Below are 12,412 nucleotides of genomic sequence, written 5' to 3'. Positions count from 1 at the left end.
GGTAGCGATATCGGGACGTGGTGGAAAATCACAATGGACGATTTGTCTATCCCCTGACGCTGGCAGGGTCACCCATGACGGCGTGGCGGGGAAGACAGGCTGGGCACATGATAATGCGAATCGGGAATTTGCGTACTGATCGGTAAAAAACTCGTGTTGATTGGAAATCGGTGCGGGCGATGCTAGAGTGGACCTCCCTACTTTATGCGCCCGGCCATGTTCAAGAAACCCCTGCTGTTGTCCCTGCTTGGCCTGCTGCTGCAGCCCTCCGTTCACGCCGCGCCCGTCAGCCCGCAGGCGCAGGAGACGGCCCGCTACGCGCTGGCCACCTATCCCGAAGCGCTGATCGCCAGCCTGGCGAAAATGGTCAGTTTCAACACGGTGGCCGACCCGGCCGTGCCGTATGCCGAGAATCCCCAGCACACGGGTTTTAAACGCTACCTGGCGGCCGAGGCGCAGCGCCTCGGTTTCGACTTCCATGATCACGGCCACGTGCTGATCGTCGGCATGGGCAGGGGCAGCGAGCGGGTGGGCGTGATCACGCACGGCGACGTGCAGCCCGTCAATCCCGCCAAGTGGGCCCGCTCGCCGTTCGAGCTGGACCGCACCAGCGAACCTGGCAAACTGCTGGGACGGGGCACGGAAGACGACAAGGGCCCCATCGCCACGGCCCTGTACGCGATGAAAGCCATCCAGGACAAGCAAGTGCCGTTGAGCAAGCGCATCGAGCTGTACGTGTACATGGCCGAGGAATCGGACTGGGAACCGCTGAAACAGTTTCTCAAGACCCATACGCCGCCGCAAGTGAACATCACCATCGATGCGGAATACCCGGTGGTGACGGCCGAGAAGGGCTATGGCTCCATCAAGCTGACCTTGCCGCCGCGCACGGCCATGCCGGCCGACGGCGGCCCCGTGCTGAAGAGCCTGACGGGCGGCTTTTTCGGCAGCCAGATCCCGGAGGACGCACAAGCCGTCATCGAACGCGCGCCGGCCGCGCTGGAAGCGGCCATCCGCGTCCGCGCGCTGCAGCAGAAGGGCATGCGCTACAGCTACGCGCGCGCCGGCGAGACCTTGACGGTGACGGCGCTGGGCGTGTCGGCCCACTCGTCGAAGCCGGAAGACGGCGTCAACGCCATCAGCATGCTGGCCGACGCCCTGGCCGTGCAGCCGTGGCGGGGCACGCAGGCGGCCGACATGCTGTCGTTCCTGAATGAACTGGTGGGTACCGGCATTTACGGCGAGCGCTTCGGCCAGATCGCCTACCGCGACAGCTTCATGGGGCCGATGACGGTGGCGCCGACCGTGCTCAGGCAGCAAGGCGGAGAACTGGAACTCAATATCAACCTGCGCCGTCCGCAAGGCAAGACGGCGGCCGTGCTGCAGCAGCAGGTGACGGCCGCCTTCGACGGCTGGAAGGCGCGGCGCCAGGTGCCGGCCGCCCTGCAGGTGCAGATCGGCGAGCCATGGCTGCAGACGGACGCGCCGCAGATTCCCACTTTATTGTCCGTCTTCGCGCACTACACGGGCATGGCGCATCCGCAACCGGTCGCCATCGGCGGCGGCACCAATTCGCGCCTGTTCCCGAACGCCGTCAGCTTCGGCCCGGCCATGCCGCACACGGTCTACACGGGGCATTCGGAACACGAGTTCATCACGGAAAAGCAACTGCTGCTGAACTTGCAGATGTACACGGCCGTGCTGATCGAACTGGCGAAATAGCCGCTTGAAAAAATAAAGGGAAGTCATAGACTGCAAGCCTGGGACAAGTCCGGGTGCGGAACTTTTTGTTTGCGCGCGGGTCATACGTTTCCATGTGGGAAGGGAGCAGCTATGCATAGTCGACAGGACGCCCGGCTGGCGCCAGGCAGGGCAGGCGGGGCGGCGTCACGCCAGGTCCCGGGCAAGGAGCGGCCATGAACTGGCCGCTGGAACTGGAAGTGGCGCACAAGCTGGCGCAGATGCGCGGCTGGCTGGAAGACCAGCGTGCCGGCGCCGTGCGCCTGCGCGGCGTGGACTGGTTTGCCTGGGCCACGGCGGGGGCGTCGAACAGCCATTGCCAGACGGCCGAGTGCGGCTGTGCGGAAGTGCTGGTCACGCGCGACGCGGCCTATATCCTGACGGACGAGGCCGAAGCCATGCGCATGCGCGAGGAAGAGGTGCGCGGGCCATGGACGTGGCAAGTGTCGCCCTGGATGCAGCCGCAGCTGTATGAATTGCGCGAGCATTTCGTGCAGCATGTGGCCGGCGGCGCGCCCATCCTGTCTGACCGGCCGGGCTTGCATGAGCGCAGCCTGCCCATCGCCCTGCGCGAAGAGCGGCTGGTGCTGCTGGAGTCGGAACAGCTGCGTTACCGGCAGGTGGGCCAACTGGCCGCCAGCGCGGCTGCGGACGCCTTGCGCCAGGCCCGTCCTGACTGGAGCGAGCAGGAACTGGCCGCCGCCTGCGTGCGCGCGCTGTGGCTGCGGGGCTTGCAAGCCGTGCACGTGCTGGTCAGCGGAGTCGAACGCCAGCAGCGGTATCGCCGCGCACCGCCAGCCCATGTGCTGCTCGGTGCGCAAGCCGTGCTGGCCCTGTGCGCGCGGCGCTTCGGCCTGTGCGCCAGCCTCAGCCGTCAGCGGCGCTTCGGTCCGGCGCAGCATCGCGCCGATGTCGCGGCCGTGGTCATGGACGATGCCGATGCCGCCATGCTGGCGCTGGAAGCGGTCGCCCTCGACGCGTGCGAGACGGGCCATGCGCTGAGCATGGTGTACCACGCGCTTGACAGCGCCTACGCATATGCGGGCCAGCCCGACACGGTGCGCACCAGCCGCCAGGGCGGCATCCATGGCTACCTGGCGCCCGAAGTGGCGGCCGGCGCGCACACGGAAATCATCCTCAAGCGCGGCATGGCGCTGGCCTTCCACCCCAGCTTGCCCGGCAGCACCGTGGAAGACACCTTCCTGCTCGACGGCGGCCAGTTGCACAACCTGACCCACGACCCTGCCTGGCCTTCGGCCGTGGTGCAGGGGCGCAGCCGGCCGCTGACCCTGGCACTGGCCTAGCTCCGCCTGGTGCGGGAGCGGCCTGGGCAGCCTGCCGCCTGGCTGGCATCCCAGGCGGCGCCGGGTGGGCGCCGCATGCGGCAGCCCGTAGCAGCGGCGGACGTCGGCCCATCGGCCCGTATCTCGTATCAGTAGCGCTGCATCACGCCTTTCTGCACGCTGACCCGGTCGCCGATCTGGAAGGCGGGCTGGGTGTTTTGCATGAAGGTGCGCGTCGTGCCGTCGTCCAGGCGCAAGGTAACGCGGTAGAGCATATTGCCCGTCGCGCCAGAGGTGCTGCCGGCGGTGCCCGACGTGCCCGCCTGCATGTCGGCACTGCCTTGCTCCATGCTGCGCGGCACGGTTTCTATCGATTGCACCGTGGCCGAGCTGATGTTCATGGTGGATTGCCCCATGTCGTTGTTCATGCCGCTAGTGCCATGGCTCATGGTGTTGCCGGTATCGGTGGCGGTGCTGGCCGTGCTGCTGGCCGGCGTGCTGCCTTGCGGCGTCGTGCCGGCCGGCGCGGCATAGGTTTCGCCGCTATTGCTGCGGGCCAGGCTGGCATTGTCCGAGGAATGGCAGGCCGCCAGCAAGGCGCATGTCATGCCGGTCAGCAGCAGGGTTGTTTTCGATCTCATCTTGGTCTCCTCATGGTCGCACACTCAGGATCGGCACCCGCGGTGAGGCGGATAGCAGCGATTGCTGCATGTAAGAGCATGGCGGGGCGGGGATGTTCGGCGGCCATCATTGCTGATTGAGCTAGATCAAGCGGCTAGTTGTCGCGCTTGGTATAAGAGATGTTGGCAATCAACATTTCGCGCGCTCGCGCGTTTCCTCACTGTTCAATCGGGAGAAAAAATGTCATCTGGCCCTACCGTAAAACTGATCGACGAGTTGGTGCTGGCCATCGCCGGCACTGCGCATGATGCCCGTGCGCGCCATGTGCTGGCGCAAGCCTTGCATGGCCTGGTGCGGCTGGCGCGCTCGGAACAGTTGCTGGACATGCAGCGCGACGCGGCACGCGCGCTGGGCGCCGGCAGCCGGCGTGAAATGCGCGCCCTGATGCGGCGCGTGGGCACGCGCGGTACGCGCGGCCAGGGGCAGCTGCCGCTGGAATTGCAGGACAGCGAAGCGGACCGCGCCTGACGGGCCGTGCGCCCGTTCAGGCTTCGGGCAGCGGCGCAGCCTTGCCGAGGGCGGCGGCGACCATCTTCGGCCACAGGAAACACAGGGGCAGGCAGACCGCTACGGCCGCCGTGACATCGACCACCCAGTCGCTGACGGCGCCGCGGCGGTAGGGCAGGAAACTCTGGATGAACTCGTCCAGCGCCCCCATGGCGGCCACCATCAGCACGGCCAGCACGGCGCGGCGCGCCATGCCGCCGCGCGTGCCGCTGAACAGGATCAGGGCCAGCACGCCATAGCCGAGCGAATGCAGCACGCCGCCTGACGCGTACTGGCCGACATCGGCGCGCACGCCAGGTATGTCGCCGATCAATATCACCAGCGCGTACAGCAGCAACGCGATGCGGTAGCGCAGGCGTTCATGACGATCGGCAAAACAGAGTTCCAGAAATGGTGCGGGCATGATGTATCGGGAAAGGCGGAAAGGGCAACAATAACATTCCACGTGGCTAACGGCCATGCTTTTACGCAAGGCAGAATACGGCGGGCAAAAAAAGGCCCGCGGGGGCGCGGGCCAAAAACCCAAATGAAAAGGGTCAAGAGTTGAGAAGTGCTCGGTACTTACCATGTCGCCCGCCTTGCCGGCGCGCGCCACGGTCATGAAAGGGGAGTGGTGTGCCATTGCGGCACACCTGTCTGTAGTCAGGCATATCGGTTGCCTGTACAGCAGATGAAGCAAGTATAGGGGCCGAAAATGACGGGGCTATGACACGCCGCAACATTTTTGAGGAAACCCGCATATTGATGGAAAAAATCGGGCCGCATGGCAAGAATGACCATGTTTCAGTGGCGACAGCAAAAAAAAAGCCCGCTGGTGAAAGCGGGCTTAAAACTATTTTCTTGGAGGAGAATAGTGGAGACAGGTGCATTATGCTGCGTCGCACGATATGTGTCTAATGGTATTTTCAGATATCCATTATTGATTTTTGATATAACTTGAATTCCCCCGGCTAATCCTGCACGGCCACCGTGTAGTTGAGCGCCATGCGCCCGCCATCGACATAGATGGTCTGGCCCGTCATGTAGCTGGCGTCGTCGCTGGCCAGGAAGGCGGCGATGCCGGCTACTTCTTCCGGCTCGCCGCAGCGGCCCAGCGGCGTGCGCGACAAAATCGTGTGGCGCGCCTGCGGGCTCGACAGTACCGCCTGCCTGGCCAGTTCCGTCAGGATGGTGCCCGGGCCGATGCCGTTCACGCGCACGCCGTGCGAGGCCAGGTTCAGGGCCATGACCTTGGTCAGCTGGTTGATGGCGCCTTTCGACACCACGTACGGCACCTGGTTCGGAATGGCCAGCTCCGCATTCACGCTGGACATATTGATGATGCAGCCGCTGTTGCGCTTGACCATCTCGCGCGCCACGGCCTGGCCGCACAGGAACATCGATTTCAGGTTGATGCGCATGACCCGGTCGAAATCGTCTTCGCAGACGTCGAGGAAATCGGCCGCATGCGTGACGCCCGCATTGTTGACGAGGATATCGATGTGGCCGAACCGGGCCAGGGTTTCCTTCAGCATGGCGTCCACGTCCGCCTTCTGGCTGACGTCGGCGCAAAAGAAGTGCGCCTGCGGGCCGAGGGCGGCGGCCGCCTGCGCGCCTTCTTCCTTGATGTCGACCAGCATCACCTGTGCGCCCTCGGCGATCAGGCGGCTGGCGCAGGCCAGGCCGATGCCTTGCGTGGCGCCCGTGACGATGGCGGTTTTATTGACCAGTTTCATGTGTTCTCCTCGGCGGGGTGGGGGCGCCGCCATGCTGCGGAGCCATGGCGGATTTTAATCCCTGTCCGGGATTCAGAGGAGGATGGGTTCGTTCGGCAACTGGTTGCCGCGCGTGCCATCGGCAGGGAAGTGGCTTTGCAGCAAGGTGTTCAGCTGCTGCAACGCTTCCAGGGTGCTGTCGTGGTAATTGCCATCCTTGAACCCTTTGGTCATGGTGCGGCATACGGCTTGCCATTGCTCCGGCGTCACGCGCCGGCCCACGTTGCGGTCGGCCACGATGTCGACCTGGTGTTCGGCCAGGTTGATATAGATCAGTATGCCGACGTTGTCTTCCGTATCCCACACGCCATACCGGGCGAACAGTTCGCGCGCCCGTTCGCGGTTGCTCACGCCGTGGTAAGCCATGCCCGGCGTCAGCGCCGCTTCGACGATCAGGCGCACTTCCGCCTGGTGCATCGCTTCGCCGTCGGCAATCGCCGTCTCGATGGCTTTCAGGGTGCGTTCCGGAAACGCATGGCGCGCCGTCGCCGGCGTGCCGCGCAAATGTTTTATGGCGCGTCCGCAGCGCTGTCCGAATGTCAGTTGTTTCGTCATTACCAATCTCCCGAGGCGCCGCCGCCGTCAAAACCGCCGCCGCCGCCACCGAAGCCGCCACCGCCGCCTCCGCCGCCGAAGCCGCCACCGCCACCGCCACCGCCACCGCCGAAGCCGCCACCGCCGCCCCGGTTGTTCAGCGCCTGGTTCAGGATGCTGCCCAGCACCACGCCCGTGGCGCCGCTGGACCAGTTGCTGCCGCGCTGCAGCCGGTTCGGCCCGCCGCGCGAGCGGAACAGGGTCAGCACGACGAGAAAGCCGAAGAACAGCAGCGGCAGCCAGAATGTCAGGCCGCCCGCGTCCACCGTGGCCGGCGCCTGTTTCTGCGCCGGGGCGGGGAACTGTTCCTCGTTGAGCAGGGTGGCAATGGCGCCCACGCCGGCCACCAGGCCGCCGTAATAGTCGTTCTGCTTGAAGTGGGGGGCGATGACGTCCTGCAGGATGCGTTTCGATTGCGCATCCGTCAGCACGCCCTGCACGCCGCGGCCCGCCTCGATGCGCAGGCGGCGCAAGGACGAGGGATTGTCCTTCGCCACCATCAGCAGCACGCCGTCATCGACGCCCTTGCGGCCCAGCTTCCACGCATCCGTCACGCGGATGCTGTACTGCTCGATGGCTTCCGGCTCCGTAGTCTTGACCAGCAGCACGGCGATCTGGCTGCCCGTCCTCGCTTCGTAGTCGGCCAGCACGCCTTCCAGCGCCGCTTTCTGCCTGGCGTCGAGCATGCCGGCGTTGTCCGTCACGCGTGCGGCCAGCGGCGGCACGGGCTGCAAGCCCTGCGCGCCGGCCGGCGCCATCGTCCACAGCAGCAGCGCCGTCGCCAGCGCCGCCAGATAAGACCAGGCTTTCATCTTATTTGCCGAAGTTGACGGTCGGCGCGGTCGAGATGGACTTTTCATTTTCCACCGTGAACGATGGCTTGACCTTGTAGCCGAAGACCATGGCCGTCAGGTTGTTCGGGAAGCTGCGCGCATGCACGTTGTAATCCTGCACGGCGGCGATGTAGCGCTGGCGCGCCACGGTGATGCGGTTTTCCGTGCCTTCCAGCTGCGACTGCAGGTCGCGGAAGCTGGTATCGGCCTTCAGGTCCGGGTATTTCTCGGACACCACCATCAGGCGCGACAGGGCCGACGACAGCTGCCCTTGCACCTGCTGGAATTTCTCGAAGGCGGCCGGGTCGTTCAGCACTTCCGGCGTGATCTGGAAGCTGGTGGCGGCGGCGCGCGCCTTGGTCACCGCTTCCAGCGTTTCGCGCTCGTGCGTGGCATAGCCCTTGACGGTATTGACCAGGTTGGGGATCAGGTCGGCGCGGCGCTGGTACTGGTTGACCACTTCGCCCCAGGCCGCCTTGGTGGCTTCGTCCTTGCTCTGGAAGTCGTTGTAGCCGCAGCCCGTCAGGATGCCGGCCAGGACGGTAACGCTCAGCGCCAGGCGCAGCCATTTGGTGAATTGTTTGGTGATTTGCATGATGGGTTCCGTGCAGAGTAAAGGAGGTGGGGCAAATATACCTGAAACGGCCCGCCATGTCGGTTTAATAAGCGCCGGCCGCCGCCACCGGCTGACTTGACAGGTCCGCGCCGCGTTACAATACGGGGTTTGCAACTGAATATAGAGGGTGTGCCGTGAATTTCATCAATAAATTATCCGCCGCGTGGACGGCCAATAATTCCCTGCTGTGCGTGGGCCTGGACCCCGACCTGGCGAAACTGCCGGCCGAACTGCGCGACTTGCCCGATGGAATCACCACCTTTTGCACGCGCATCATCGACGCCACGGCCGACCTGGCCTGCGCCTTCAAGCCGCAGATCGCGTATTTCGCCGCGCTGGGCGCGGAACGGCAGCTGGAAGACATCTGCCGCTACGTGCGCGAAAACTACCCGCACATCCCCCTGATCCTCGACGCGAAGCGGGGCGATATCGGCGCCACGGCCACGCAATACGCGCGCGAGGCGTTCGAGCGCTACGGCGCCGACGCCGTCACGGTGAACCCCTACATGGGCGAGGATTCGCTCGACCCCTACCTGGCGTGGACGGACCGCGGCGTGATCATCCTGTGCCGCACCTCGAACCCGGGCGGCTCGGACCTGCAATTTCTCGACACGGACGGCGTGCCCCTGTACCAGCGCGTGGCGCGCCTGGTGGCCGAGAAATGGAACAAGAACGGCCAGTGCGCGCTCGTCGTCGGCGCCACTTTCCCTGAAGAACTGGCGCAAGTGCGCGCCATCGTGGGCGACATGCCGCTGCTGGTGCCCGGCATCGGTGCCCAGGGCGGAGATATTGCCGCCACCGTCGGCGCTGGCCAGACGGCGAACGGCACGGGCATGATGATCAGCTCCTCGCGCGCCATCATCTACGCCACGCCGCAGGACGGCGAAGACTGGGCCGACGCGGCCCGCCGCGTGGCCATTGACACGCGCGATGCGATTAATCAACATCGCGCTGTTTAAGTCTCATCCATGCAAAATGCCGGGCTAGCCCGGCATTTTGCATTTAGTCGCGCTGCGGGGCGACGATTTCCGCATAGTCGTACAGCTCTCCCAGAATTTCCTCTCCCCGCTCATCGACCGATTCCGACAGCACGTCGATTTCCGTAAACAGCATTTCGATGGTGCGGGCGCCGCCGTCGCCGTCGAATAATCGGGCGGCGCGGTGCTGTTCCCAGCGCAGGCTTTCCGCCTCGCTCAGGGTTTGCGGGAAATTGCGGGCGCGGTAGCGGAACAGCAATTCCTGCAGGCGCTCGTCGGCGAACGAGGGGCGGGCCGTGGCCAGCCTGGCCGGCGTGTCGCGGCGCAGCGATTCGAGCAGGCGGCGGTCGTCGTTGCTGACGAAACCATTGTACAAATCCTCATCCACGTCCAGGGCCGCATTGGCGCCCGGACGCTGGAAGACTGCGGCCCAGATGGCGTCCATGTTCGGCGCCGCGGCCGCCAGGTGCGCGTTGGCGCGCGCCGCCTCCACATCGATGCCCCATTGCGCGGCCATGGCCGGCGACAGGGTCTTTAAATTGCCGACCAGCATGGGCGACTTGTTCAAATGCACGCTTTTCACGGGCAGGCGCGTCATGCCTTCCGGCATGGCGTCATTGCGCGTGAACAAACGCGTGCGGATGGTGTCGGCGTCCAGCGTGAACAGTTCACGCGGGTCGTAGGCGCAATCCCAGACGAGGATTTCGTTTTTATTGCCCGGGTGCGTGGCCAGCGGCCAGACGACGCCCAGGCAGCCCCGTTCGGCCGGGAACATGCCCGACACGTGCAAGAAGGGCTGGCGCTCGCCGGCGGCCAGGTGCATGCCCATTTCGCTGGCGACCCGGTCCTTCTTGTGCAGGGCCAGGCAGAATTCGAACAGTTTCGGCTGCTTTTCGCGGATCAGGCGGGCCAGGGCGATGGTGGCGCGCACGTCGGACAAGGCATCATGCGCCGCTTCGTGGACGAGGCCATTGGCCTTGCTCAAGTGTTCCAGTTTGAAACTGGTCTGGCCGTCGTCGCGCTTGGGCCAATGTATGCCTTCCGGGCGCAGCGCGTGCGTCATGCGCACCACGTCGAGGAGGTCCCAGCGGCCGCAATGGTTTTTCCATTCGCGCGCATACGGATCGATCAGGTTGCGCCAGAACAGGAAACGCGTGACTTCATCGTCGAAACGGATGGTGTTGTAGCCCACGCCGATGGTGCCCGGCTCCGAAAAGGCCGCTTCGATGGTGGCGGCGAACTGGTGCTCGGGCACGCCCAGCTGCAGACACTGCTGCGGCGTGATGCCCGTGATCAGGCACGATTGCGGGTCGGGCAGGAAATCATTGGCAGGCTGACAATACAACATGATCGGTTCGCCGATCTCGTTGAGTTCGGCATCCGTGCGGATGGCGGCGAACTGGGCCGGGCGGTCGCGGCGCGGCTGGGCGCCAAAGGTTTCGTAGTCGTGCCAAAGAAAGGTCTGGTTAGTCATTGATGGTCGTTGCTTAATTGTTTATCCGGGCCGCTAAAAACAAGCCGCCGCTTCAGTTTTCTGAAAACCTGCCGATACTACACGAGAGGATGGTCATCATCGCGTTTCCCGCATGGTGGCATATATTGCCCGTTCAAGGAGACCTATCGTGTCAATTCCCATCGCCGCCAGCGGCAATTCCACCCCTTCCGTGACTTCCGTCAGTGCCGGCGTTGCCGGCAAGGACGATAAAGTCCAGCAAAAAGACGGCGTCAACGCTGAAATGAGCGTGAATGACCGCAGCAAGCTGCAATTGAACGCTTCCATCATGCAGGCGTCGCTGAATGTGTCCATCGGTTCGGAAAACGAGCCGCTGGCGCTGCTGTACAAGACGGCCATCACCAACATCAATGAAGCGCTGAAGGGCCAGTACGGCGAGGACGCCATCCAGAACGCGGCCTCGCAGGACAACAGCGCCGAAGCGACGGCGAGCCGCATCGTCTCGCTGTCGACGGGATTCTTTGACGCCTACAAGAAGCAGAATCCCGGCATGGACGACGATACGGCGCTGACCAAGTTCATGGACACCATCAGCGGCGGCATGGAAAAAGGCTTCAAGGAAGCGCGCGACATCCTGGGCGGCTTGAAAGTGCTGAACGGCGATATCGCCGGCAATATCGACAAGACGTATGCGCTGGTGCAGAAGGGTTATGCGGATTTCGTTGCCGCGCACAGCAGCAAGAAGGATGACGCCGCCAAGCCGGATGGCGCCAAGCCGGCCGACAGCAAGGCTGCCTGACCATCATTATTTGAAGCGCCGGAGCGCCTGAGAATCTCAGGTGCTTACGCGGTTGCGCCCGCCGGCCTTGGCCCGGTACAGCGCCGCATCGGCCGTGGCGATCAGCGCCTCGTCGTCCTGCGCCGCCGCCAGGCTGGCCACGCCGAAGGAACCCGTGATGTGCGGCAGCGGGCTGCGCATGTCGTTGAAGATGACGGCTTGCTGCATGCGCGCGCACAGGCGCTCGGCCACGCGCAGGGCCACGTTTTCATTGGTGTCTGGCAAGATTACCATCAATTCCTCGCCGCCGTAACGCACGGCAAAATCCGTGGGACGCAGGGCCGCGCCCAGCACTTGCGCCGCGATGCGCAGGGCCTGGTCGCCCGCCTGGTGGCCGTGCGTATCGTTGAAGCGCTTGAAGTGGTCGAGGTCGATCATCACCAGCGACAGCGGCGCGCTGCTGCCGTGGGCCGTGACGATCATATTCGGCAGCAAGTCGGTCAGCCAGGCGCGGTTGTACAGGCCCGTCAGGCTGTCGACCATCGACAGCTGGCGGTAGAATTCGCCCAGTTTCTGCCGGCGGCGCAGCAGGGCGTTGGCGGCGCGTATGCGGAACGACAACAAGCGCAGCAGGTTGCGCGCCAGGCCGTTCGACTGCTCGATCAATTCCCAGACGGTGGCCGCGTCGATCACCAGCAGATCTGTTTCTTCCAGGGCGGAAATGGCGGCCAGATTGCTCGCTTCATCGAGCACCGACTGTTCGCCCACGCTTTCGCCGGGCAAGACCTTGCTGACGGTGCCGTCGTCCATGCCGGTATGGGTGTCGGCGGCCACGGCCAGCGAGCCGCGCAGGACGATGTACAGCCTGGCGCCGTGCGTGTCGCTGATGGCCTCGCCCGCTTCCAGGCGCATGACGGGACAGGGCGCCAGGATGGCGGCCGTCTGGCCGTCCGCCCCATCGCGAAATAGCTGTAAATCGCCGATGTTGCAGCCTGAAGCACCGAAGTTGCCGATCTGTTCCACAATCACACTTTCAAAAAGCCGGCGCGCGCGAGCAGAGGGCCGGTATCTTCATGATAGCTTAAAGCAGCCTTGGCCGTAACGGCAAAGGCTTGCTTGATGTCACTTACTGTGGGAAATACGACAATTATTTCATTGTCGCCTCAATGCGCAGGAACACTTGCTGTTCTGCCATG

The 12,412-nt window shown here is 64.3% G+C and carries 13 protein-coding genes; 5 read left to right on the top strand and 8 right to left on the bottom strand.

Annotation, left to right across the window (positions count from 1 at the left end; genetic code table 11):
- The first annotated feature begins 216 nt into the window (after positions 1-216).
- Both AC07VI_RS09860 and AC07VI_RS09855 read left to right on the top strand, forming a co-directional pair.
- Entirely contained in the window at positions 217-1,722 is a 1,506-nt protein-coding gene (locus tag AC07VI_RS09860) for a dipeptidase (protein ID WP_086145035.1), read from the top strand.
- A 194-nt stretch (positions 1,723-1,916) separates the two neighbouring features.
- Complete coding sequence (locus AC07VI_RS09855; RefSeq protein WP_492992793.1) at positions 1,917-3,044, top strand: M24 family metallopeptidase; 1,128 nt, start codon at positions 1,917-1,919, stop codon at positions 3,042-3,044.
- A 128-nt stretch (positions 3,045-3,172) separates the two neighbouring features.
- Here the strand turns inward: AC07VI_RS09855 and AC07VI_RS09850 are convergent, their stop codons facing one another.
- Positions 3,173-3,664: a hypothetical protein gene (locus AC07VI_RS09850; RefSeq protein WP_086145037.1), complete on the bottom strand. Its 492-nt coding sequence runs from the start codon at positions 3,662-3,664 to the stop codon at positions 3,173-3,175.
- Positions 3,665-3,884: 220 nt separating this feature from the next.
- Between AC07VI_RS09850 and AC07VI_RS09845 the strand changes: the two genes are divergently transcribed.
- Positions 3,885-4,172, top strand: coding sequence for a hypothetical protein (locus AC07VI_RS09845; RefSeq protein ID WP_139842443.1), 288 nt, complete (start codon positions 3,885-3,887; stop codon positions 4,170-4,172).
- 16 nt (positions 4,173-4,188) lie between these two features.
- Here AC07VI_RS09845 and AC07VI_RS09840 read toward each other — a convergent pair whose 3' ends face one another.
- From AC07VI_RS09840 to AC07VI_RS09820, 5 genes are all read right to left on the bottom strand, one after another.
- Complete coding sequence (locus AC07VI_RS09840) at positions 4,189-4,614, bottom strand: VanZ family protein (protein ID WP_492992795.1); 426 nt, start codon at positions 4,612-4,614, stop codon at positions 4,189-4,191.
- 547 nt (positions 4,615-5,161) lie between these two features.
- A complete protein-coding gene (locus tag AC07VI_RS09835) occupies positions 5,162-5,926 on the bottom strand; it encodes an SDR family NAD(P)-dependent oxidoreductase (protein ID WP_086145040.1) in 765 nt (254 codons plus the stop codon).
- Positions 5,927-5,998: 72 nt separating this feature from the next.
- Positions 5,999-6,520, bottom strand: a complete 522-nt coding sequence (locus AC07VI_RS09830; protein ID WP_086145041.1) for a TPM domain-containing protein — start codon at positions 6,518-6,520, stop codon at positions 5,999-6,001.
- Positions 6,520-7,371, bottom strand: coding sequence for a TPM domain-containing protein (locus AC07VI_RS09825; protein WP_492992798.1), 852 nt, complete (start codon positions 7,369-7,371; stop codon positions 6,520-6,522). Before AC07VI_RS09825 ends, AC07VI_RS09830 begins: the two co-directional genes overlap by 1 nt.
- Position 7,372: 1 nt before the next feature.
- Entirely contained in the window at positions 7,373-7,987 is a 615-nt protein-coding gene (locus AC07VI_RS09820; RefSeq protein WP_226936070.1) for a LemA family protein, read from the bottom strand.
- A gap of 155 nt (positions 7,988-8,142) precedes the next feature.
- Between AC07VI_RS09820 and pyrF the strand changes: the two genes are divergently transcribed.
- Positions 8,143-8,967, top strand: a complete 825-nt coding sequence (gene pyrF / locus AC07VI_RS09815) for an orotidine-5'-phosphate decarboxylase (RefSeq protein WP_086145043.1) — start codon at positions 8,143-8,145, stop codon at positions 8,965-8,967.
- 43 nt (positions 8,968-9,010) lie between these two features.
- Here pyrF and sbcB read toward each other — a convergent pair whose 3' ends face one another.
- On the bottom strand, positions 9,011-10,459 hold the full coding sequence (sbcB, locus tag AC07VI_RS09810) for an exodeoxyribonuclease I (RefSeq protein WP_492992800.1): 1,449 nt from the start codon (positions 10,457-10,459) through the stop codon (positions 9,011-9,013).
- A 148-nt stretch (positions 10,460-10,607) separates the two neighbouring features.
- Between sbcB and AC07VI_RS09805 the strand changes: the two genes are divergently transcribed.
- Complete coding sequence (locus AC07VI_RS09805; protein WP_253251912.1) at positions 10,608-11,237, top strand: DUF5610 domain-containing protein; 630 nt, start codon at positions 10,608-10,610, stop codon at positions 11,235-11,237.
- 36 nt (positions 11,238-11,273) lie between these two features.
- Here AC07VI_RS09805 and AC07VI_RS09800 read toward each other — a convergent pair whose 3' ends face one another.
- A complete protein-coding gene (locus tag AC07VI_RS09800) occupies positions 11,274-12,239 on the bottom strand; it encodes a GGDEF domain-containing protein (RefSeq protein WP_086145084.1) in 966 nt (321 codons plus the stop codon).
- Positions 12,240-12,412: the final 173 nt, after the last annotated feature.

The sequence above is a fragment of the Janthinobacterium sp. GW821-FHT03A03 genome (genome assembly GCF_059421435.1).
The sequence above is the reverse complement of the archived record's forward strand: the minus strand, read 5'-3'. Positions and strand labels throughout refer to the sequence as shown.

What these genes read in the sequence shown, in the direction of transcription:
- AC07VI_RS09820 (WP_226936070.1), bottom strand. Translation starts at nt 7,987, where the DNA reads ATGCAAATCACCAAACAATTCACCAAATGGCTGCGCCTGGCGCTGAGC.
- AC07VI_RS09825 (WP_492992798.1), bottom strand. Translation starts at nt 7,371, where the DNA reads ATGAAAGCCTGGTCTTATCTGGCGGCGCTGGCGACGGCGCTGCTGCTG.
- AC07VI_RS09855 (WP_492992793.1), top strand. Translation starts at nt 1,917, where the DNA reads ATGAACTGGCCGCTGGAACTGGAAGTGGCGCACAAGCTGGCGCAGATG.
- AC07VI_RS09845 (WP_139842443.1), top strand. Translation starts at nt 3,885, where the DNA reads ATGTCATCTGGCCCTACCGTAAAACTGATCGACGAGTTGGTGCTGGCC.
- AC07VI_RS09850 (WP_086145037.1), bottom strand. Translation starts at nt 3,664, where the DNA reads ATGAGATCGAAAACAACCCTGCTGCTGACCGGCATGACATGCGCCTTG.
- sbcB (WP_492992800.1), bottom strand. Translation starts at nt 10,459, where the DNA reads ATGACTAACCAGACCTTTCTTTGGCACGACTACGAAACCTTTGGCGCC.
- AC07VI_RS09830 (WP_086145041.1), bottom strand. Translation starts at nt 6,520, where the DNA reads ATGACGAAACAACTGACATTCGGACAGCGCTGCGGACGCGCCATAAAA.
- AC07VI_RS09840 (WP_492992795.1), bottom strand. Translation starts at nt 4,614, where the DNA reads ATGCCCGCACCATTTCTGGAACTCTGTTTTGCCGATCGTCATGAACGC.
- AC07VI_RS09860 (WP_086145035.1), top strand. Translation starts at nt 217, where the DNA reads ATGTTCAAGAAACCCCTGCTGTTGTCCCTGCTTGGCCTGCTGCTGCAG.
- AC07VI_RS09835 (WP_086145040.1), bottom strand. Translation starts at nt 5,926, where the DNA reads ATGAAACTGGTCAATAAAACCGCCATCGTCACGGGCGCCACGCAAGGC.